The sequence below is a fragment of the Bradyrhizobium sp. USDA 4461 genome (assembly GCF_054055655.1).
Genome location: NZ_JBSRXM010000001.1, coordinates 939,896 through 961,041, shown reverse-complemented (window position 1 = coordinate 961,041; position 21,146 = coordinate 939,896). Strand labels below are relative to the sequence as shown.

Annotated in this window: 18 protein-coding genes and 1 pseudogene; 11 read left to right on the top strand and 8 right to left on the bottom strand. The window is 64.5% G+C overall.

Annotation, left to right across the window (positions count from 1 at the left end):
- The first annotated feature begins 67 nt into the window (after nt 1–67).
- Nucleotides 68–1,804 carry a ubiquinone-dependent pyruvate dehydrogenase gene (poxB, locus tag ACVINW_RS04580; protein ID WP_456750205.1) on the top strand — a complete coding sequence of 579 codons (1,737 nt, stop codon included), beginning with the start codon at nt 68–70 and terminating at the stop codon, nt 1,802–1,804.
- A gap of 65 nt (nt 1,805–1,869) precedes the next feature.
- Here the strand turns inward: poxB and cycA are convergent, their stop codons facing one another.
- Complete coding sequence (gene cycA / locus ACVINW_RS04575; protein WP_456750204.1) at nt 1,870–2,265, bottom strand: cytochrome c-550 CycA; 396 nt, start codon at nt 2,263–2,265, stop codon at nt 1,870–1,872.
- Between the two features lie 236 nt (nt 2,266–2,501).
- Here cycA and ACVINW_RS04570 point away from each other — a divergent pair, with 236 nt between their 5' ends.
- The gene (locus ACVINW_RS04570; protein ID WP_456750203.1) at nt 2,502–3,995 is read left to right on the top strand and encodes an FAD-linked oxidase C-terminal domain-containing protein; all 1,494 of its coding nucleotides are present in this window, start codon (nt 2,502–2,504) and stop codon (nt 3,993–3,995) included.
- Here ACVINW_RS04570 and ACVINW_RS04565 read toward each other — a convergent pair.
- Entirely contained in the window at nt 3,992–4,405 is a 414-nt protein-coding gene (locus tag ACVINW_RS04565) for a hypothetical protein (protein WP_456750202.1), read from the bottom strand. The genes ACVINW_RS04570 and ACVINW_RS04565 overlap by 4 nt on opposite strands.
- Nucleotides 4,406–4,618: 213 nt before the next feature.
- On the opposite strand from ACVINW_RS04565, the gene ACVINW_RS04560 reads away from it, so the two are divergent.
- Nucleotides 4,619–5,788, top strand: a complete 1,170-nt coding sequence (locus ACVINW_RS04560) for an acyltransferase family protein (protein ID WP_456750201.1) — start codon at nt 4,619–4,621, stop codon at nt 5,786–5,788.
- A 129-nt stretch (nt 5,789–5,917) separates the two neighbouring features.
- Entirely contained in the window at nt 5,918–7,060 is a 1,143-nt protein-coding gene (locus tag ACVINW_RS04555; protein ID WP_456750200.1) for an acyltransferase family protein, read from the top strand.
- Nucleotides 7,061–7,113: 53 nt separating this feature from the next.
- On the opposite strand, the gene ACVINW_RS04550 is transcribed toward ACVINW_RS04555, so the two are convergent.
- The gene (locus tag ACVINW_RS04550; protein WP_456750199.1) at nt 7,114–7,599 is read right to left on the bottom strand and encodes a putative quinol monooxygenase; all 486 of its coding nucleotides are present in this window, start codon (nt 7,597–7,599) and stop codon (nt 7,114–7,116) included.
- 400 nt (nt 7,600–7,999) lie between these two features.
- Between ACVINW_RS04550 and ACVINW_RS04545 the strand changes: the two genes are divergently transcribed.
- The 4 genes from ACVINW_RS04545 (at nt 8,000) to ACVINW_RS04530 (ending at nt 12,546) form a co-directional block, all read left to right on the top strand.
- Nucleotides 8,000–9,238: an FAD-binding protein gene (locus ACVINW_RS04545; RefSeq protein WP_456750198.1), complete on the top strand. Its 1,239-nt coding sequence runs from the start codon at nt 8,000–8,002 to the stop codon at nt 9,236–9,238.
- Nucleotides 9,235–10,551 carry a glycolate oxidase subunit GlcF gene (gene glcF / locus ACVINW_RS04540; RefSeq protein WP_456750197.1) on the top strand — a complete coding sequence of 439 codons (1,317 nt, stop codon included), beginning with the start codon at nt 9,235–9,237 and terminating at the stop codon, nt 10,549–10,551. Before ACVINW_RS04545 ends, glcF begins: the two co-directional genes overlap by 4 nt.
- Nucleotides 10,552–10,779: 228 nt before the next feature.
- Nucleotides 10,780–11,157 (top strand): histone, encoded by a 378-nt coding sequence (locus ACVINW_RS04535; protein WP_456750196.1) that lies wholly within the window; start codon nt 10,780–10,782, stop codon nt 11,155–11,157.
- A gap of 399 nt (nt 11,158–11,556) precedes the next feature.
- The gene (locus ACVINW_RS04530; protein WP_456750195.1) at nt 11,557–12,546 is read left to right on the top strand and encodes a TorF family putative porin; all 990 of its coding nucleotides are present in this window, start codon (nt 11,557–11,559) and stop codon (nt 12,544–12,546) included.
- A 265-nt stretch (nt 12,547–12,811) separates the two neighbouring features.
- On the opposite strand, the pseudogene ACVINW_RS04525 reads toward ACVINW_RS04530, so the two are convergent.
- Nucleotides 12,812–14,558 (bottom strand): annotated as a pseudogene (locus tag ACVINW_RS04525) (ABC transporter ATP-binding protein/permease).
- A 307-nt stretch (nt 14,559–14,865) separates the two neighbouring features.
- On the opposite strand from ACVINW_RS04525, the gene ACVINW_RS04520 reads away from it, so the two are divergent.
- Together ACVINW_RS04520 and ACVINW_RS04515 are read left to right on the top strand one after the other, a co-directional pair.
- Complete coding sequence (locus ACVINW_RS04520; RefSeq protein WP_456750194.1) at nt 14,866–16,536, top strand: L-lactate permease; 1,671 nt, start codon at nt 14,866–14,868, stop codon at nt 16,534–16,536.
- A gap of 147 nt (nt 16,537–16,683) precedes the next feature.
- Nucleotides 16,684–17,100, top strand: coding sequence for an META domain-containing protein (locus ACVINW_RS04515; protein ID WP_456750193.1), 417 nt, complete (start codon nt 16,684–16,686; stop codon nt 17,098–17,100).
- A gap of 16 nt (nt 17,101–17,116) precedes the next feature.
- Here the strand turns inward: ACVINW_RS04515 and ACVINW_RS04510 are convergent, their stop codons facing one another.
- Nucleotides 17,117–17,758: a hypothetical protein gene (locus ACVINW_RS04510; RefSeq protein WP_456750192.1), complete on the bottom strand. Its 642-nt coding sequence runs from the start codon at nt 17,756–17,758 to the stop codon at nt 17,117–17,119.
- A 231-nt stretch (nt 17,759–17,989) separates the two neighbouring features.
- Between ACVINW_RS04510 and ACVINW_RS04505 the strand changes: the two genes are divergently transcribed.
- Nucleotides 17,990–18,454, top strand: coding sequence for a GNAT family N-acetyltransferase (locus ACVINW_RS04505; RefSeq protein ID WP_456756297.1), 465 nt, complete (start codon nt 17,990–17,992; stop codon nt 18,452–18,454).
- 111 nt (nt 18,455–18,565) lie between these two features.
- On the opposite strand, the gene ACVINW_RS04500 is transcribed toward ACVINW_RS04505, so the two are convergent.
- The 3 genes from ACVINW_RS04500 to ACVINW_RS04490 form a co-directional block, all read right to left on the bottom strand.
- Complete coding sequence (locus ACVINW_RS04500) at nt 18,566–19,030, bottom strand: ester cyclase (RefSeq protein ID WP_456750191.1); 465 nt, start codon at nt 19,028–19,030, stop codon at nt 18,566–18,568.
- A 198-nt stretch (nt 19,031–19,228) separates the two neighbouring features.
- Complete coding sequence (locus tag ACVINW_RS04495; protein ID WP_456750190.1) at nt 19,229–20,428, bottom strand: hypothetical protein; 1,200 nt, start codon at nt 20,426–20,428, stop codon at nt 19,229–19,231.
- Between the two features lie 188 nt (nt 20,429–20,616).
- On the bottom strand, nt 20,617–21,093 hold the full coding sequence (locus ACVINW_RS04490; RefSeq protein ID WP_456750189.1) for a MarR family winged helix-turn-helix transcriptional regulator: 477 nt from the start codon (nt 21,091–21,093) through the stop codon (nt 20,617–20,619).
- Nucleotides 21,094–21,146: the final 53 nt, after the last annotated feature.

Below are 21,146 nucleotides of genomic sequence, written 5' to 3'. Positions count from 1 at the left end.
CGCCATCAGGTGGCGCCAAACATCATATGGGCGCGCGGTTCTCCGATTTCATCAAAGGACGCCTCCCATGCGGATCGACAACATCGCCGACCTCATCGCCGAAACCCTTGCCCAGGCCGGCGCGAAACGCATCTACGGTGTCGTCGGCGACAGCCTCAATGGCCTGACCGAGGCATTGCGCAGGCGCGGCACGATCGATTGGCTGCATGTGCGCCATGAGGAGGTCGCGGCGTTCGCTGCGGCTGCCGAATCCCAGATCACCGGAGACTTGGCGGTCTGCGCAGGTTCCTGCGGCCCGGGCAATCTGCACCTCATCAACGGCCTGTTCGACGCGCACCGCAGCCGCACGCCGGTGCTGGCGATCGCAGCCCAAATTCCGTCGGCCGAAATCGGCGGCGGCTATTTCCAGGAGACCCATCCGCAGGATCTGTTCCGGGAATGCAGCCATTATTGCGAACTGGTGTCGGATCCGGCGCAGCTGCCCTACATGCTGGAGAACGCGATCCGCTCAGCGGTCGGCAAGCGCGGCGTCGCGGTGCTGGTGCTGCCGGGCGACGTCGCGATGCGGACGGCGCCGAAGCGCGACATCTCGCCGAATGCCGGGCTCTTGCCGCCGGCGCCGGTGGTGCGGCCGGCCGATGCCGAACTGAACGCGCTGGCCGCGCTGCTCAATGGCGCCAGGCGCGTCACGCTGTTCTGCGGCCGTGGCTGCGCCGGCGCGCATGACGGTCTGATCAAGCTCGCCGAGACTCTGAAGAGCCCGATCGTGCACGCGCTCGGCGGCAAGGAATATGTCGAATACGACAATCCCTATGATGTCGGCATGACCGGCTTCATCGGCTTCTCCTCCGGCTACGCCGCGATGCATGGCTGCGACGTGCTGCTGATGCTGGGCACCGATTTCCCCTACAAGCAGTTCTTCCCGACCGGCATCAACATCGCCCAGATCGATATCCGCCCTGAAAATCTCGGTCGCCGCTGCAAGCTCGATCTCGGCCTCGTCGGCGACGTCGGCGAGACCATCGCCGCGCTGTTGCCGAAGCTGACGGTGAAGACCGAGCGCAAGTTTCTCGACGCCAGCATCGCGCATTACAAGGACGCCCGCGCCGGGCTCGACGATCTCGCCCGCGGCAAGCCGGGCTCGAGCCCGATCCATCCGCAATATCTGGCACGGCTACTCAGCGAGCAGGCGACGGAAGATGCCGTGTTCACCGCCGATGTCGGCACGCCGACGATCTGGGCCGCGCGTTATCTGAAAATGAACGGCCGCCGGCGGCTGGTCGGCTCCTGGGTCCACGGCTCAATGGCCAATGCGATGGCGCATGCGATCGGCGCGCAGGCGGCGCAGCCGGGACGGCAGGTGATCTCGATGTCCGGCGACGGCGGCTTTGCCATGTTGATGGGAGATCTGATCACGCTGACCCAGGCCAGGCTGCCGGTGAAGGTCGTGATCTTCAACAATAGCGTGCTCGGCTTCGTCGCGCTGGAGATGAAGGCCGCCGGCTTCATCGAGACCGGGGTCGATCTGAAGAATCCGGATTTCGCGGCGATGGCCCGCGCCATGGGCATTCACGGCGTCAGGGTCCAGGATCCCGGCGAACTCGAAGGCGCGATCCGCGACGTGCTCGCGCATGACGGACCGGCGGTGCTCGACGTCGTGACCGCGACCCAGGAACTGTCGATGCCGCCGACCATTACGCTCGACCAGGTGAAGGGCTTCAGCCTGTGGGTGCTGCGCGCCGTGATGAGCGGCCGCGGCGACGAGGTGGTCGACCTCGCCAAGACCAATCTGTTGCCGCGCTGATCGCTGATGCGGTAACACGTCCGCCCTGCCATCTGCGCAGGGCGGACGACGTCCGATACCGCCGATTACTGCTTCTGCTTGCCGTCCTTGTCGAACGACGACACGTAAGCCCACAGGTTGTTGGCCTCAGTCTCGTTCTTGATGCCGGCGAAGGCCATCTTGGTGCCGGGGATCTTGGCCTTGGGATCCTTGATGTATTCGAGGAAGGTTTCCTTGTTCCAGGTGATGCCGGAGTTCTTGTTGGCATCCGAATAATTGTAGTCCGGCGCGGTACCGGAGTGGCGGCCGTCGAGGCCGTTGAGCTCGGGGCCGACCTTGTTCTTGGCGCCTTCGCCGATCGCATGGCAGGCGAGGCACTTGTTGAACGAGGTCTTGCCGGCAGCGGCATCCTGCGCCAGCGCGGAGGATGCGGTGGCCAGCGATGCGACGACCGCCAGCGCGCTCAAGGTCTTTAGGTTCATGGGGTTCTCTTCGTTTCGTCCCGGGAGGTAGTGTCTGGTTTGTGGCATGTCCGACTTGGACAGGACAAGCCACGAAACTTTGACAGGTTTCATGACCGCCCGCTTGCCCCAGAGAGAACTCGTCCTTGCCGGGTGGGGCAATCCGACCTTCGGCCGGGCCGACTGAAACAGGTGCAGACCTGATTGATTTGTCGTAACAAATCGGCAAAGGGCAAAAGCCCTCCGAGGGAACATTGATGTCCATCATGATGCCGGCGGCCGATCAGGCCGTGCTTGCACGCCGCGCCGAAATCGTGGCCGCCCTGCGCGCAATCGTCTCGGGCGAGGGCGTGATCGACAGCGCCGCCGAGATGCTGGCCTATGAATCCGACGGTCTGACCGCCTATCGGCAGCCACCGATGGTCGTGGTGTTGCCCGATACCACCGAGCAGGTGGCGAAGGTCCTGAAATATTGCCAGCAGCAAGGCATCAAGGTGGTGCCGCGCGGCTCCGGCACCTCGCTGTCCGGCGGGGCGCTGCCGCTTGCGGATGCCGTGCTGCTGGGCCTCGGCAAGTTCAAGCGGATCCGCGAAATTGACTTCGATAACCGTGTGGTTGTCACCGAGCCGGGCGTGACGAATCTGGCGATCAGCCAGGCGGTCGCCCATGCCGGCTTCTATTACGCGCCCGATCCGTCGTCGCAGATCGCCTGCTCGATCGGTGGCAATGTCGCGGAGAATTCCGGCGGCGTGCATTGCCTGAAATACGGCATGACCACCAACAACGTGCTCGGCTGCGAGATCGTGCTGATGAGCGGCGAGATCCTGCGCATCGGCGGCAAATCGGCCGAGAATGCAGGTTACGATGTGATGGGGATCATCACCGGCTCGGAGGGGCTGCTCGGCGTCATCACCGAGATCACGGTGCGCATCCTGCAGAAGCCGGAGACGGCGCGCGCGCTGATGGTCGGCTTCGCCGAGGTAGAGGCGGCCGGCGAATGCGTGGCCGCGATCATCGGTGCCGGCATCATCCCCGGCGGCATGGAGATGATGGACAAGCCCGCGATCCACGCCGCGGAGGCCTTCGTCCATGCAGGCTATCCGCTCGACGTCGAGGCGCTTCTGATCATCGAGCTCGACGGTCCCCAGGTCGAGGTCGACGAGCTGATCAAGCGGGTCGAGGCGATCGCGCAGGGCTGCGGCTCGACCTCATGCCAGATCTCGACCTCGGAAGCCGAGCGCAACCTGTTCTGGGCCGGCCGCAAGGCGGCTTTCCCCGCGGTCGGGCGCATCTCGCCGGATTATCTCTGCATGGACGGCACCATCCCGCGCGGCGCGTTGCCGAAGGCGCTGGCGCGGATCCGCGAGCTCTCGGAGCAATACGGCCTCGGCGTCGCCAATGTGTTCCACGCCGGGGACGGCAATCTGCACCCGTTGATCCTCTATGATGCCAACAAGCCCGGCGAGATCGAGAAGGCGGAGGCGTTTGGCGCCGACATCCTGCGCTGCTGCGTCGAGCTCGGCGGCGTGCTCACCGGCGAGCATGGCGTCGGCATCGAGAAGCGCGATTTGATGCCGGAAATGTTCACCGAGATCGACCTCAACCAGCAGCAGCGGCTGAAGTGCGCCTTCGATGCGCAAGGCCTGCTCAACCCCGGCAAGGTGTTTCCGACGCTCCATCGCTGCGCCGAGCTCGGCCGCGTCCATGTCCACGCCGGCAAGCTGGCGTTTCCCGATATCCCGCGGTTTTAGTACCGCCGTAGCAGTCCGCTCGCGGCGCTCGCATCGCCATATGCAGCACAGGCCCTGTCGGGGTCTGCGATCAGCTCCGCTCGGACTTGCTTGAACGTCTTGCCGGCCGCTGCGGATACTTCGGAGCGGAATTGGCGCGGATCGTAGTCATTGCCGTCGTGGGCCTTGATGGCGGCGTCGAAGGCATTGATCATGGCCATCGCGGCGTTGGGGCTGCCGAGCAGTCTGGCGCCGAGTTGAACGCCCCCGGCACCATCGGCCTCATAGCCGGTGCATCGTTGTTCGAGCACCGCGGCCGCGGTCGCCAGCTGCTCGAGGAACGCCGCCTCGGCGTCGGTGAGCACGGCGGCACGCGCCTGTCCTGCCGCGATCGTCGCGAGCAGCGCGACGGCTGTCAGCCTGATTTTCACGGTGGATCTCCCTGCAGACGTCGAGGCCGGTCGTTACAATTCGACCGATCGTGCTAGCCAGCCGATAACCTTAACCGATGGTTGCGGCGCCATTGGCCAAGCGGCCGCCGCCGCATGCTGCGCAATAGCAGCGCGAACCCGTTTACATGGCCTTCAACTGTTGCTCGGTATTTTCCGGATATGCATGTCTTCGGCGACACCTCGATGCCCAGCATGGCCGATCGGCTGGCGCTTGCGCGCAATCGGCCCGCGGGCTTCGATTACATGCGGATCGTGCTGGCGGTGTCGATCATCGGCCTGCACAGCACCAACGTGACGCTCGGGCTCGGCCGGGCGCTGGAAATCCAGAGCACACTTCGAATCGGCGTCGCGATGATCCTCGCGCTGTTCTTTGCGCTGAGCGGCTTCCTGGTGACGGCGAGCCTGCTCCGGTGCAAGAGCCTGATTTCGTTCCTCGGCCTGCGCCTGCTGCGGATCGCCCCCGCACTCGCGGTCGAGACCACGCTGTCGGCCATCATCATCGGTCCGGCGTTCACCGAACTGCCGTTGGCGCACTATTTCGCCGATCCGAAATTCCACGCCTATTTCCTCAATATCGTCGGCGACATCCATTACGAGCTGCCGGGCCTGTTCCTGCACAATCCGCTGCCGGAGCTGGTGAATTCCCAGCTCTGGACCGTGCCGTACGAATTATGGTGCTACGTCATCCTGGCGCTGCTTGCGGTCACCACGATCTGCTTCAACCGGGTGGCGTATCTCGCGTTCATGGTGAGCGCCCAGATCGCTCTGGTCGGCTACGACATCGCGCGCTGGGACGAGGTGCCGATCCAGCTTCGCCCGCATCTTCTGGTGTTCTGCTTCCTTGCCGGCGTCGGGTTCTACCTCTGGCGCGACAAGGTGCCGGTCCACCGGACCTTGTGCCTGTTCGCGCTGGTGCTGTGCGCCGCCGCCTTGGCGACCGGACGCGGCGACGCGCTGGCGCCGGTGCCGGCCGCCTATATCGCCTGCTATTTCGGCGTGATGAACCCGCGGCGGAGCTGGATCGTCTCGTCGGGCGATTACTCCTACGGGCTCTATCTCTACGGCTTCGTCATCCAACAATGCGTCGCCGCGTTCGGCCCGCCGGTGCAGCACTGGTATCTGAACGTCCTGATCAGCCTACCGCTCGCCTTCGGTGTTGCGGTGGCGTCCTGGCATCTCGTCGAGAAGCATGCGCTTCGGCTTCGTGGCCGGGTCGAGATATTCGAGACCGTGGCGCTGTCGCGGATTTCGATCGTCGGCTTCTGGCGCAAATCGCACGACCAGGCCGAACGAGAGGCTGTCGTCCAGCCCGGGCCGATCAATCCAGTTCGACCGATCGTCCTTCCGGCCGGTAACTCCTAACTATTGCTTGATGCTAATCCGGTGACGCATCACTTGGATTGCGCTCGTCCGCATCTGCACGCTTTGCGTTTATACCTTGTTAGCTTGTTTCTGGATAGTTGCTAATGGATTAGTTGTTTTGGAAGCGCAATGCAACCTGTGTTCAGTCTGGCCGATCAGTTAGCTCTTTCGCGCTGTCGGCCCGCGGGCTTCGACTATCTGCGCATCGCGCTGGCGGCCACCATCATCTGCCTGCACAGCGCGAACGTCGTCTTTGGCACCGAGCGGGCGATGGAGATCCTGGGACATATCCGCATCGGGTCCGCAATGGTCCTTGCGCTCTTCTTCGCCTTGAGCGGGTTTCTGGTGACTGCGAGTTTGCTGAGGTGCAAGAGCCTGATTTCATTTCTCGGCCTGCGCGTGCTTCGCATTTTGCCCGCACTTGCAGTCGAGACGATACTCTCGGCTATCATCATCGGCCCGATCTTCACTGTGCTTCCGCTCGCGCAGTATGTCGCCGACCCGAAGTTTTATGCCTATTTTCACAATATCATCGGCGACATCCACTATGAGCTTCCGGGCGTCTTCCTGCGCAATCCGGTACCTTTTGCGGTGAATGCGCAGCTTTGGACGATTCCGTACGAGCTGTGGTGCTACGTGATCCTGGCACTGCTCGCCGTGACCACGATCTGCTTCAACAGGGTACTTTATCTGGTGTTTCTGGTGCTCGCCCAGATCGGTTTCGCCTACCACGATATCTACCATTCGGACCTACAATATCTTCATCTTCGTCCGTCGCTTCTCGTGTTCTGCTTCCTTACGGGTGTCGGCTTCTATCTCTGGCGCGACAAGGTCCCGTTCAACCGCACCGCGTTCCTGTTCGCGTTGACGCTGTGCGCGGCCGGGATGGCCACTGGATACACCGATGCGTTCATTGTTGGGCCCACCGCCTATGTCGCGTGCTATCTCGGGCTCATGAATCCGCGGCGAAGCTGGATCGTGTCCGGCGACTACTCGTACGGGATGTATCTCTACGGAGTCGTCGTCCAGCAGTGCGTTGCTGCGGTGGGTGCTCCGGTTCAGCATTGGTATCTGAACATCCTGATCAGCCTGCCGATTGCCCTCGGCGTCGCGTTCGTGTCCTGGCATCTCGTCGAGAAGCCTGCGCTTCGGCTCAGGGCGCAGGTCGAACAGATCGAGGCGGCGGTGCTCTCCCGGATTTCGATCGCAACCTTCTGGCGCAAATCGCCCGAGTTGGATCCGACGCTCGGCAGCAGCCGCGCGCCGGTCTGACATTGCACCGCAGGGGAGGACATGCGTCACAAGCCCTCCCGCGGCGCCGTGGGTCACAGCAGCGCGTATTGCGTCCGCTCGCGCTTGGCGAGCAGCGGCAATGCTTGTTCGGCAATGTAGGTCTTGAAGTAGGCGCTCTCCGCATGCGCCTTGAATGCCGCCTCGTCCTGGAACAATTCGTAGAACAGGAATTGCGCCGGGTTGTCCTTGCCGCGGCCGATCAGGAACAGCTTGGTGCCGGGGTCTTTCTGCGCCTCGGGCAGGAAGCCGTCGAGAATTGCCGCGACCTTGTCGGCCTCTCCCTCCTTGGCTTCCCATTGCGCCACCACCAAGAGGCCGGCGGTGTTGATTGCATCGCTGATGGTTCGTGTGCTCATCGCATAGTGCTTCATTGGCAGTCCTCCGTTGCTTTGCTCCGGTCGAGCTTGCGATCCGGCCCACGGCGAAATGCCGGCGATCGCCATGATCGCGGCGAACCAGCCGATGGCCGATCGTCGGGTAGGCATCATCGCCGTGGTGGTGACTTGCGAACGTTTCATGATCGCCTCCAGTTGATCCGCGCCAACCGGCTTGCCGGGGCCGCAACCCGAGAGATAGGGGATCGCTCGGCGAACCCGGTTCGGTGACGGTCGAATTGTCGATGTCGTGAAAAGAGTTCGACGATGACCGAAGTGTCGCGGCAGGAGAGGGGGGCACGCCGATACCGCAACCGCCGGCCAAGCCCGGCTCGAGCCGTTCAGTTCCGGCATCGCCAAGGTGGAGACGTCAGGCGCGGCGAATTCCTGAGCTGGCGGGACGTTCCGGGCGGGGCCGGCTCGGCGGCCGTTCCGCGGCGGAAGGCAGTTACCCTGCCGTCCCGTCGCGATCACTCGTCGCATTCAGAGGCCTGCTCGGCACGCGCATTTGATTTTGGAGTCAAATTTCGATACCGCCTAGCGCGTGGAAACGCTTAGGGTCAGAGACGGCAAGGACGTCGAAGAGGTGGTGCGCGCGGCTGTCGCCAGCGAGCAGCCGCTCGAGGTCATCGGACATGGATCGAAGCGCGCCATCGGCCATCCGATGGCGACCAATGCGGTGCTCGACGTCTCCGTGCTGAACGCGGTCACCGCCTATGAGCCGAACGAACTGATCATCACCGTCGGGGCCGGCGCGCCGCTCGCCGACGTGCAATCCCTGATCGACGCCAAGAACCAGCAATTCGCCTTCGAGCCGATGGACACGTCCGCGCTGCTGGGCAGCGCGGGAGCCGGCACGATCGGCGGCATGATCGGTGCCGGCCTTGCGGGTCCGCGCCGCATCAAGGCCGGTGGGATCAGGGACCATCTGCTCGGGGCGCACGCGGTGTCCGGGTTCGGCGACAGTTTCAAGACCGGTGGGCGGGTGGTGAAGAACGTCACCGGCTATGATCTCTGCAAGCTGCTCACCGGTTCCTGGGGCACGCTCGCGGTCATGACCGAGGTGACGCTGAAGGTGATGCCGAAGCCGGAAGCCGAGCGGACGCTGCTGCTGCGCTCGCTCGACGACGTCACCGCCAACAAGGCGATGACGACGGCGCTGGGGTCGCCCTTCGACGTCTCCGGCGCGGCGCATCTGCCCGGCTCAGTGCTGCGCTCCGGAACCGGCGCGCTCGCGGTCCTCGCAGTTGCCGGCCAGGCCGTCACGCTGGTGCGGCTCGAGGGGATTGCGGCGTCGGCGGCGCACCGGGCGGCTTCGCTCACGCAGGCGCTCTCGTCCTACGGGGCGGTCGACGTCCTCGCCGACGAGACCTCGGTTTCGATCTGGAGCGCGCTGCGCGACGTGGCGCCGTTCGCGGCGAGCGGCGCGCTCGGCGCCTGGCCGGTGTGGCGCATCGTTTGCCCGCCGGCCATCGGCGGCGCGCTCGGAGAGGGGCTGGCGCGCTCGACCGGCGGCGAGGTGATCTACGATTGGGGGGGCGGCCTGATCTGGGCTGCCGTGCCGCCGAGCGCCGACGCGCAGGCCGCGCTGGTCCGGGGCCAGGTCGCCGCGACCGGCGGGCACGCCAGCCTGATCCGCGCCACCGAGGATGTGCGCCGTGCGGTCGATGTGTTCCAGCCGCAGGCGGCCGGGCTTGCCGCGCTCGGCGAACGCATCAGGGCGAGTTTCGATCCGAGGTCGATCCTCAACCGCGGCCGGATGACGCGAGGCAGGGCTGCATGAAGACTGAATTCTCCCTGGCGCAGCTTGCCGATCCCGACATCAAGGAAGCCGACAAGATCCTGCGCGCCTGCGTGCATTGCGGTTTCTGCACCGCGACCTGCCCGACCTATGTCCTGCTCGGCGACGAGCTGGATAGCCCGCGCGGCCGCATCTACCTGATCAAGGAGATGCTGGAAAAGGACCAGCCGCCGACACCTGAGGTGGTCAAGCATATCGACCGCTGCCTGTCGTGCCTCGCCTGCATGACCACCTGTCCGTCGGGCGTGAACTACATGCACCTCGTCGACCAGGCCCGGGTCAGGATCGAGCGGGACTATCAGCGGCCGCTGACGGAGCGGCTGCTGCGCTCGGTGCTCGCCTTCGTGTTGCCGCGGCCGGGCATGTTCCGGATCAGCATGATTCTGGCGAGGCTTGCCCGTCCGTTCGCAGCCCTGCTGCCGACGCCGTCGGTCGGTGCGTCGAACCCGGGTCTGCTGCGGCGGATCAAGGCGATGCTGGCGCTCGCGCCGCACGGCCTGCCGCAGCCGGGGCCGTCTGCCGGAACCGTGTTTGCGCCGATCGGCCGGCGTCGGGGCCGGGTTGCGCTGCTGCAGGGCTGCGCGCAACAGGTGCTGGCGCCACGCATCAATCAGGCCGCGATCAGCGTGCTGACCCGGCATGGCGTCGAGGTGGTGCTGGTCAAGGACGAGCAATGCTGCGGCGCGTTGACCCATCACATGGGGCAAGACGACGACGCATTGGCGCGCGCGCGGGCCAACGTCACGGTGTGGCAAAGGGAAGCGGACACCGAAGGGCTCGACGCGATTCTGGTGACGACCTCGGGCTGTGGGACAGTTGTCAAAGACTACGGCTACCTGCTGCGCGAGGACAAAACATTCGCGGAGCCGGCCAGGCGAATCTCGGCGCTGGCCAAGGATATCACCGAGTATCTCGCGGGCCTCGAGCTCGTGCCTTCAACGCAGAAAGGCGACATCACCGTCGCCTATCACTCGGCTTGTTCGTTGCAGCATGGACAGAAAATCACTCAACTTCCGAAAGAATTGCTTTCCAAGAATGGATTCGTGGTGAAAGATGTACCCGAGAGCCATTTGTGTTGCGGTTCGGCGGGGACCTACAACATTCTCCAGCCCGACATTGCGAGCAGATTGCGCGATCGCAAGGTCGCCAATATTGCGCTTGTCAAACCGGACATGATCGCTGCGGGCAATATTGGCTGCATGGTTCAGATTGCCGGCGGTACGTCAGTTCCTGTGGTGCACACGATTGAGCTTCTCGATTGGGCGACAGGAGGTCCCCGGCCAGGATTGAATTGATCGACTGCCACTCGAGCATGATCCGGACCTCAGCCTTGCCCTGACGCAATTTGTCTGACGCAATCTGAAGGACCGGCGCTTCCTCAGCCACAGACGCGAAGCGATCGCGCGGCCATCATGCCCGACAAGCGTAGCGGAGTGTGCCTCTCCCCGAGGTGCGGCTGCGGTCCGGCAAGCGATCACTTCAATGCGCCCGGTGGACCACATAGCGGCAACAGGAGGACCACGATGGCGAAGTCGAAGAAGGCGAAGAAAAGCAAGAAGGCCAAAAAGGCCAAGAAGGCAGTAGCGGCGAAGAAGAAGTCCGCGAAGAAGTCGGCCAAGAAGACTGCAAAGAAATCGGCGAAGAAGACTGCCAAGAAGGCAGCCAAGAAAGCCGCCAAGAAAACCGCAAAGAAAGCTGCTCCGAAGAAGGCCGCTGCCAAGAAGGTCGCGAAGAAGGCTGCCAAGAAGAGCGCTCCGAAGAAGGCCGCCGCGCCGAAGCCGGCCGCCCCCGTCGCAGCTCCCCCGGCGCCCGAGCCTGCCCCGCAGCCGGCCTCGAGCTGGGCGACGCCGAGCCACGAACCTGCCCCGAGCTGGGGCACCTCCGAGGGCGAGCACCACTAACCGAACCTGGTTCGATCCCGGACCGGTTCAAACCGATCGAAGCCGCAGCGGACGCCGCTGCGGCTTTTTCCATGCCCGGGATTCCGCCCGTGCTTTTGCGGGCACGGCGATTCGTCCCAAACGCTGTCAGATCCGGTGGGGCTGTTGCCTTGTCCCCACGTCAGGGGGCTCCTCAACCGGAGCGGGAGCATCAACCTTGTGGTGCAAATGCAACACCTACGGACCAACGTGCGGCGAAACAGCCGGAACGCCTAAAAAGTCGGCAGCTGCATGTCTTTTTGGCTTCACGGTCCCGTGCACGGGCCTCAGATTGGCGACACGCGATTTAGTTGCAGTCCGTTATCGCGCGCCCTGGGGGCACCGGAGCTGGGCTGTCTGGAACAGTAGATGGGGATCGTCATGAAGAAACTGGCTTTGTTAGCAACGGCGCTAGCAATGATTTCGAGCACGGCAATGGCAGCTGACATGGCGGTGAAGGCCGTCAAGGCGCCGCCGCCCGCTCCCTTCGATCCCTGGGATATCGCCTTCGGCGCCGGCATCATGAGCGACTACATCTTCCGCGGCGTCACCCAGTCGAACCACAATCCGTCGGTCACCGCCTATTTCGAGCCGCGCTACAACGTCAACAAGGACCTGCAGCTCTACATCGGTACCTCGACCGAAAGCATCTCCTTCGCCAACCGCGCCGCCGCCGAAGTCGACGTCTACGGCGGTATCCGCCCGACCTTCGGCGCCTTCGCCTTCGACATCGGTGTCTGGGGTTACCTGTATCCGGGTGGAACCTGCTACTTCGGCGCGCCCACCGACACCGCCGGCAATCCGCTCAGCAACCAGTGCGCCACCAACTTCCTGACGAACGGAAACGTCATGAAGAAGGACGTTTCGTTCTTCGAAGTCTACGGCAAGGCGACCTGGACCATCAACGACAACTGGGCGTTCACCATCAACGAGTACTACTCGCCGAACTTCCTCAACACCGGCGCCTGGGGCAACTACTCGTCGATCATCGGCAAGTATACCGCGCCCAGCACTGTGTTCGGCACCAGCGGCGTCGGCATGTATGTGTCGGGTGAGTTCGGCCGGCAGTGGCTCGGCACCTCCGACAGCTTCTACGGCGTCCCGGCATTCCCGAACGGCATCAAGTATGCCGACTACAACACCTGGAACATCGGCATCGGCTTCACCTACAAGGTGTTCACGCTCGATCTGCGCTATTCCGACACCGACCTGTCGAAGGGCAATTGCAGCGCCTTCACCAGCGACTTCACCGCCGGCGGCACCACCAACGTCACCCCGATCAATCCGGGCGGCACGGGCTCCAACTGGTGCGGCGCGGCGGGTATCGCCAAGCTCTCGGTCGACCTGACCGCGATGTCCAACCTGAAGTAATCTCTCCTTCCGGAGATCGAGAGGGCGGCAGAGCAATCTGCCGCCCTTTTTGTTTTTGGTGGGTCAGGGCCGCGGCTCAGGTCTCACCTTCCCGCCGGGGAGAGGTCGGCGCGAAGCGCCGGGTGAGGGCTCTCGCTCTCTCGATAGACCGTCGCCCCTCACCCGATTTGCGCTGGATGATGCTTCGCATCACCAGGGCAAATCACCTCTCCCAAGGGAGAGGTGAACCGCGCCCGTGGTCAGTTTGATTCAATCTCACGACGCGCTACGACGCCGCCACCTTGACCGTGTCACGCAGGGCGAAGCGATCGCCGTCGCGGACCAACGCGACGTTGCGCTGGTGGAAGGCGTCGAGCGTCGAGCGGTGGCCAATCGAAACCACCGTGGTATCGGGCAGCTTCTCGGCGATCAGCTTGTAGAGTGCGGCTTCCGACGGCTCGTCGAGCGAGGCCGTAGCCTCGTCCAGGAACAGGAATTGCGGCGCATGCAGCAGCGCCCGCGCGATGCCGAGCCGCTGTTGCTCGCCGAGCGACAGCATCCGATTCCAGTGCGCCTGCTCCTCGAGCCGCGCTGCGAGCTGCGGCAGTCCGACCGCGGTGAGGACGTCGCGGACCCGTCCCGCGTCGAATTGCGGAGCCTCGCCCGGATAGACGACGGCGTCATGCAGCGAGCCGATCGGCAGATAGGGACGTTGCGGCAGCATCATCAGTTTGGCATCGGCCGGGATCTCGACCGCGCCGCTGCCGAACGGCCAGATGCCGGCCACCGCGCGGAACAGCGTCGACTTGCCGGCGCCGGACGGGCCGGTCACCAGCGTCCGCTCGCCGGGGCGGAAGCTGAAATGCTCGGCGGCGACCAGCGGCGTTCCGTTCGGCAGCTTGACCAGAAGCTGCGGCAGGGCGATCTCGCTGCCGGCGGCCGGCTTTTCGTGAATCGCGGCGGGATCGTCGGCCAGCTTTTCGGCGGCCCTGATCGAGTTCTCGAAGCCGTCGAGACGGGTGACGGTCGCGCGCCATTCGGCCAAGGTGCGGTAGGCCGTGACGAAGAACGAGAGCGCATCCTGCACCTTGCCGAATGCCTCGGCGATCTGGATCAAAGCGCCAAGCTGGACCGTCTTGCTGGCGAAATAGGCCGGGCCCGCCAACGCGAACGGAAACACCGCTGAGGCCTGCGCATAGCTGCCTGTGAAGGCGGTCAGCCGCTTGGTCCGGCTCATGATGCCGTACCAGTTGCCGATCACGCGGCTGAAGCGCTCCGACAGCCGCTCCCGCTCTGCACCCTCGCCCTTGAGCAGCGCGATCTGTTCTGAGTTCTCGCGCACCCGCATCAGGTTGAAGCGGAAATCCGCCTCCAGCCGCTGCTGGTCGAAGTTGAGATTGACCAGCGGCGAGCCGATCCACTGCGTCAGCATCGTCCCGAGCACGGCGTAGATGATCGCGCCCCAGACCAGGTAGCCCGGAATCGAAACGTCGACGCCGAACAGCAGCAGCGGGCAGGATCGCCGACAATCCCCACAGGATCACCACGAAGGACGCAAGCGAGACGATCGAGTTCAATAGCCCGATGCTGATCGCCAGCGTTTGGCCAACGAACAGCTTGACGTCGTCGGTGATGCGCTGGTCGGGGTTATCGGCGGCATCGCCGACGAGTTGCATGCGATAGTGGTTGGCGCCGCGGACCCATTCGCGGAGATATTTGCCGGTCATCCAGTTGCGCCAGCGGATCTGCAGCCACTGGTTCAGGTACAGCTGATAGATTTGAAGTATCACCGAAGCTGTGGCGATCAGGGTGAACACGAGCAATTCGCGTTTGAACGTGCTCCAGTCCTTGTCCTGAAGCGCGGTGTAGAAGCGGTTGCGCCATTGGTTGATCAGGACGTCGAGCCCGACAGACACCAGCTCCATCACGATCAGCGTCCCGAGCAGGATGCGGCCCGCCCATTTGTCCTCGGAGTTGAAATAGGGCGAGGCGATGCGCCACACCGTCGCGAGTGTCGAGCGGATGTTGTTCACAGATTATCGTCTCCGGGGAAGGGGCCGCAAAGGCCTGAAGAATCGGGACAATCGGAGTTAGCCTCGACTAAAGTCGTAGGTCTGGCATGCAAGCGTTGGCTTGTCCCGGCGATCGAGTCAACCCTAGCATGACGGCAATGGCGAGGGACGGGGGACCTTCGATTTTTCGCGAGGATGTGAGCGATCCTTACCGATCGTTCATTCGCGACCCGGGGCTGTAGTTTTCCGACGGACTCCCGCAATCGCACCAGCGCGCCTGCCGGCACCGAGGCCGGTGCGCTGCATAAGAACATGGGGAGGACCCGAGATGAACACCTGGAATCAGATCTACAATCCGCTGGGCAATGCCGGGCTGTCGACCATAGCTGCCGCCGTTCCCGTGGTCACGCTGCTGGTCTTGATCGCCAGCGGCAAGGTGAAGGCGCATATCGCGGCCATCATCGCCGTGATCGTGACCAATCTGATCACGATCTTCGTCTTCACGATGCCGGCCGGCATGTCGATCCGCGCATCGATCCTCGGCATCGTGACCGGGTTCTTTCCGATCGGCTGGATCGTGCTCAACGTCATCTTCCTCTACCAGGTCACGGTGAGATGCGGGAAGTTCGAGCTGCTCAAGCGTGCGGTCGGCGGCGTCACCGAGGACCGCCGCTTGCAGCTGCTCCTGATCGCGTTCTCGTTCGGCGCCTTCTTCGAGGGCGCCTCGGGCTTCGGCACCCCGGTCGCGATCACCGGCGCGGTGCTGATCGGGCTCGGCTTCTCGCCGCTCGCGGCCTCCGGCCTGTCGCTGATCGCCAATACCGCCCCGGTCGCCTTCGGCGCGTTGGGCACGCCGATCCAGGGCCTTGCCTCAGTCACCGGCCTCGACCCCTATATCCTCGGTGCGATGGTCGGCCGGCAGCTGCCGCTGTTCTCGCTGATCGTGCCATTCTGGGTGGTATGGGCGTTCGCGGGCTGGCGCGGCATGAAGGAAGTGTGGCCGGCGATCCTGGTCACCGGCGTATCGTTCGCGATCCCGCAATATGTGATCTCCAACTACATCAATCCCTGGATCGTCGACATCGGCGCCTCGCTGATCTCGATGGGTGCGCTGATCCTGTTCCTCAAGGTCTGGCAGCCGCGGCAGCTCTGGCTGTCGCCGGCGCTGCGCGGCCGCGACGAATCCGCGGCGACGATGCAGGCCGCTCCGCCGCTCGACAAGACGCCGCTGACCCAGGGCGAATTGTGGAGCGCGCTGTTGCCGTGGATCATCGTCTGCATCCTGATGCTGATCTGGGGCAACGGCGCCTTCAAGGCCTGGGCCAACGCCAACTTCACCTGGAACTACGCGGTCCCCGAGCTCGACAAGCTGATCTTCAAGGTGCCGCCGGTGGCCGCCAAGCCGACGCCGGAAGGCGCCGTGTTCAGCTTCACCTATCTGTCGTTCACTGGCACCGGCATGCTGATCGCCGCGATCATCTCAGGCCTCTTGATGGGCTTCTCGCCTGCCAAGCTGATCGCCGAATATGGCCGCACCATCCGCCTCTGCGCGATCTCGCTGATCACGATCTCGGCGATGCTGGCGATCGGCACGCTGACCCGGCTGTCCGGCGTCGACGCCACGCTCGGCCTCGCCTTCGCGGCGACCGGCGTGCTCTATCCGTTCTTCGGCACCTTGCTCGGTTGGCTCGGCGTGGCGTTGACCGGATCGGATACCGCGTCGAACGTGCTGTTCGGCAATCTGCAGAAGATCACGTCCGAGCAGCTCGGCCTGCCGCCGGTGCTGATGGCGGCGGCGAACTCATCCGGCGGCGTGATGGGCAAGATGATCGACGCGCAATCGATCGTGGTCGCCTCCACCGCGACCAACTGGTACGGCCACGAAGGTTCGATCCTGCGCTACGTGTTCCTGCACTCGATCGTGCTGGCGTGCCTGGTCGGTGTGTTCGTGACCCTGCAGGCCTATGTCTATCCGTTCACGGCGATGGTTCTGAAATAACGCGGCGAGGCATCGCCCGAACCAGCATCCCCGCGGGTTGAGAGCCCGCGGGGATTTTGCTTTTCAAGCGGTTTTTCTCGCGCGGCCCAGCTGGCCAAGCGCGGCCTCGTCCCATAGAAGGGCGGCGTCGCAATCCCAGGGAATGGCATGATGTCGATGAAGCGGAGTCTGAACGGCGGCATGGCCGCGCTGGCGGTCGTTGCAGCCGCGCTTGCGTCGGTTCCGGCGCAGGCCCAGGAAGAATTCCCGTTCGGCTTCGTGATGACGCTCGACGCCGCGCGCATGCCGGGCTCCAAGCGGATTCCCTCGATCGAGATCGGCGACAATGGCGAGGTGATCCTCGAGCTGTGGTGCGACGGTGGCAAGGGCCAGTTCTCGGTGGCCGGCAACACCATCGTGTTCGTTCCCGGCACGATGGAGAACCGCAGCTGCACGCCGGAACGGGCGCAGGCCGACAAGGACCTGCTCGCGGCGCTCAGCGACATCACGAGCTGGCGGCGGCAGGGTGATCAGGTCACGTTCATCGGAGCGAAGCAGCTGCGTTACGTGATCAACAGCAATTGAGGCGCACCCTCGCCGCTCAGGGCGTTGCGACCAATCCGCTCGCGGTGGCGACGATCCAGCGGTTGCCCCAGCGCACGATGGAATCGACCCGGCCGAGACCCGGGACGACGTCGCCGCGCGCAGCCATCTTGACGCCTTCCGGTCCCTCGAGCACGGCGGTGCCGTCGCGGACCTCGACCACCGACCATCCGGGGATGGTGCTCGGTCGCGTTTCGGGGGCCGTTGCCAGGGGCTGCTTCGGCCCCAGCGCCATGGCTTGCGCGTTCAGCGTCGTCGGTGCGGCACCGAGCACCTGCGGACGCGGACTGGCAACGGATTTGGGAATGCTGCCGGTGACTGATGGATCCGCGTTGGATGCCGTCCGCCGCGGGCTCTCGCTCCGGCCTTCCGTTCTTGGGCTCGGCCGCGCCTCTGCAAGATGCGGGGCGGGCGCTTCCTTCTGGGCTACCGGGACCGTGGCAGGAGTTGTGAAGAAGTCGTGCCAGTTGGCGCCCCCGGTCCATCCCAGCACGAAGGCTGCGGCGAGCGCGGTGGCTGCCAGCAGCGCGGTGCCGATGCGGTCGGCGAACGGCTCCCGCAGCAGCAGGGCGGCGTCGTGATTTTCGCCTGAGACGTCCCAGAGGTCCGCCGTCTGCGCCGGCGAATGACCCTCCGTCACATCCGTTGGCCAGATGCTCCCAGGACTGATCGGCTCGCGGTCTTGCATGGCGTGACCTGTGTTCGGTGACGCAAAGGATGATCCTCGAAACTAAATCGAGCCTTAATTTTCGGTGACCGAACTGCGGCAGCAGCAAGTCTTTTGGTCGCAGGGTCCCGTAGATTGACGGGGACGGGGCGGCGGCCGACAGTTGGCCTCGATCCGGCCAGCCGGCTGCGAACCGTGTCCAAAATGCGCAAGCCCGACGTCAGCATCGGCCCCGAAGACCCGACGCAGCCCGAGGTCCGGCGGTTGATCGCGTTGTCGGATGCCTATCTGGCCGCGTTGTACCCGCCCGACAGCAACCACCTCGTCGGCGCCGCATCGCTCGCCGTCCACGGCACGGTGTTTCTGGTCGCGCGGCGCGATGGCGAGGCGCTCGGCCCGATCGCCTTCCGCATCATCGCGCCCGGGCATGCCGAGATGAAGCGGATGTTCGTGCGTGCCGACGCGCGTGGAGCCGGGCTCGGCCGCCGCCTGCTCGAAGCGCTGGAAGCGGTTGCGCGCAGCCGGCAGATCGCACGCCTCAGCCTGGAGACCGGAATCCGGCAGCCGGAAGCGATCGCGCTCTATCGCGCCGCCGGCTACCAGGACTGTCCGCCGTTCGGCGATTACGCGCCCGATCCGCTCTGCCTGTTCATGACCAAGCACCTCTGACCGCAGCGGGTGCGTGCCGCACCCGGCGGTCGTTTCCGGCCGGGCACTGCACCCGGAGATGCAATGCCGGCCCAGCAGCGTTGGAGTGTGTTCAGCCGGCGACGCGTCGGTTCAACCCGCGTAGCCACTCTGCTCGGGCAGGCGGATGAGGCCGAGTTGCAGCATCGCGGTGATCGCGTCTTCCTGTCCGAGCTCTTCGGCGATCCGCCCGTCCCGCACGCGCAGCACGGTGGTGCCGGCGAACGTCATCTTGCGGCCGGACGCTGCGGGCAGCGAGCCGAGGCGGAAGTCGCTGAAGGCGGGTCCGGTGTGAGTGCCGCCGCCTTCCCAGCGGCCGACGACGAGATCGCCTTCCGCAACGAGGTCGCCGACGCCCCAGAAATTCAGATCCGGAAACGCCTCGCGAAACTCCGTGATGAACTGCGTGACCGCGGCGCGGCCCTTCTTCGGCTCGTGCATCGGGTAGTGCACCACAATGTCCGGCGTCGCGAGCTCCTCGATGATGTCCGGATTCCACGGGTTGCCCCAGAAGCCCGTGAACCATCGGCCGACCACATTCTTGTTTTGCTCTGACATCTCGTCGTCTCCATTTGCGCGTTGCCGGCATCGCGACCGGCGCTGTGGCGATGCGCGCATTAGGCAATGTGAGACGCGTGTCGCACCACCCGATTCCGGATCGGGTGTGCTGTCAGCATTCAGGCGAAATTCCGCTTGGTCGAGTTGATGCTTGGCGACGCTTCGCGAACGTCGTCGCGCGATCGGGAAGCGGGTGGCTCAGTGCCACACCGACTTGTCGGCGTCCCAGCGTTGGCCCTTGAACTCCTTGAGCAGCGCGTCGATCGCGCCGTTGTCGTCCCTGGTCTCGCTGCCTTCCTCGTCGCTGCTGGAATCGTCGGACAGGTTCAGCTTGGCGCCGGCGCTGTCGTCCGAGGTCGAGACGGTCGGGCTCGAGACCCACAGGATCAGCTTGTCGGAGCTGCCGGGCTTCTCCGGCGAGACAAGCGCGGTGATCTCGTAATTCTGGGTGAGGCCGAGCGCCGGATAGATCGCGCTGGGCCGCTTCAGCACCAGCTTGAGCTTGCCGGTGTTCGCATTCCAGGTCGCCGAGGCGGGTTTTGCGGCAAGCGTCTTCGCCAGCACGCCTGATATCGCGGTTGCCAGCTTGTCCTTGTTGATCTTGTCGCCGCTGGTCCAGTCGCTAGCGGCAAAGCGGATGGTGCGGTCCATCTCGACCACGCCGCTGGTCCAGCCGGCCGCGGTCACGCCGGGCACCGACTTCGCCTTGGCGAGCAGCGCGCCGGCGTGCTCGGGATCGACGGTGAGGTTGATGGTCTGCTCGCCGGAACGCATGGCATCGCAGGTCACCGACAGGCTCGATGTGCCGATCTCGACGGCCTCGCCCTTCAGGCTCTTGAGGAAATCGGCCGCCGCATCGAGCTTCACCCGCACCCCGATCGATTCCGGCGAGACGTCGGTGAAATCCTTCGGCTGCGGCGTGATGCCGTCCTCGGTGGCCTGGTTATCCTGGAATTCCTTCTCGCTGAGATCCGAATTGTCGGTCGAGGCGACCTCGGTGACGGTCTGGCCGATCGTGATCTGGCCGCGGAACTCAAACCCGTCGCCGTTTTGCTTGCGGTTCAGCTTGATGGTGACCGGCTGCTTGTCGGCGACGCTCTGGGTGGTGCCGGACAGCGTCTGGCCGTTGATGGTGAGGTTGGCGACGAAGCGGTCCTTGCGGTCCGAGCCCTTGTCGGCGGGATAGCAGACGTCGAGCACCGCCGCGGTCACGGTCTTGCCCAGCCGCGTCTCCTTCAGGACGACGTCGGCATTGCCGTCCATCAGGCCATCGATCGAGGTGAAATAGCGCGTCTCGGGGCCGCCCGCCGGCGTCGCCTTCGATTGCAGTTTGATCTGGGCGACAGCAGGGGCCGAGGCGACGGCAAGACCGAGCAGCAGGAGCGGGAGCGCGCGCATACGATAAGTCCTCGAAGGGCAGAATCGGTTCCGTCGTAACTAGCAAACCTCCATGTCATTGGCCAAAAAAGAAGGCCGCCTGACGGCGGCTATCAATTTCGAACGATCTGACCTTTGGCACTGGCATACCCGCCCGCAGAACGGCGTCGCCGATGTGCGGGCATGACGAACGGAGACGGGGCTCCGCGTCACGCACGATCATTAAGTTCCTCGCCGTTTTCCAGCCTGCCGCGCAGCGTGCTGACGACGCGCCTCATGGCTTCGATGTCCTTCATCGATAGTCCGTCGGCGAGGCCGTTCACCCAGGGCAGTTGCAGGCGCATCGCCGCATCGAAGGCCTGCTGCCCCTTGTCGGTCAGCACGACGAGCTGGGCACGGCGATGATGCGGGTTGGTCTCGAATGTGACGAGCCCGTCCCGTTCGAGGTCGTTGACGATCCGCTGCACGTTCTGTCTGGCCGCGCCGAGGTCGCGCGCCAGCCACGCCACCGGTTGCGGGCGCTCGGTGGCAACGATGGCGCCGAGGATCTGCCAGCGCGCGCTGGTCAGCCCGAGCCCGGCCACCAGCCGGTCGCCCGATGTGAACAGCAGGCTGTTCAGCCGGAACAGGTCGAGAATCAAGCTGCTCAGGGCTTCGCCCGCCGGCGTTCGTTTTGCATGAGGCATTTGTCACCATATATACGTATTGACATCATAGTGTCAATTATATTATGCACCCA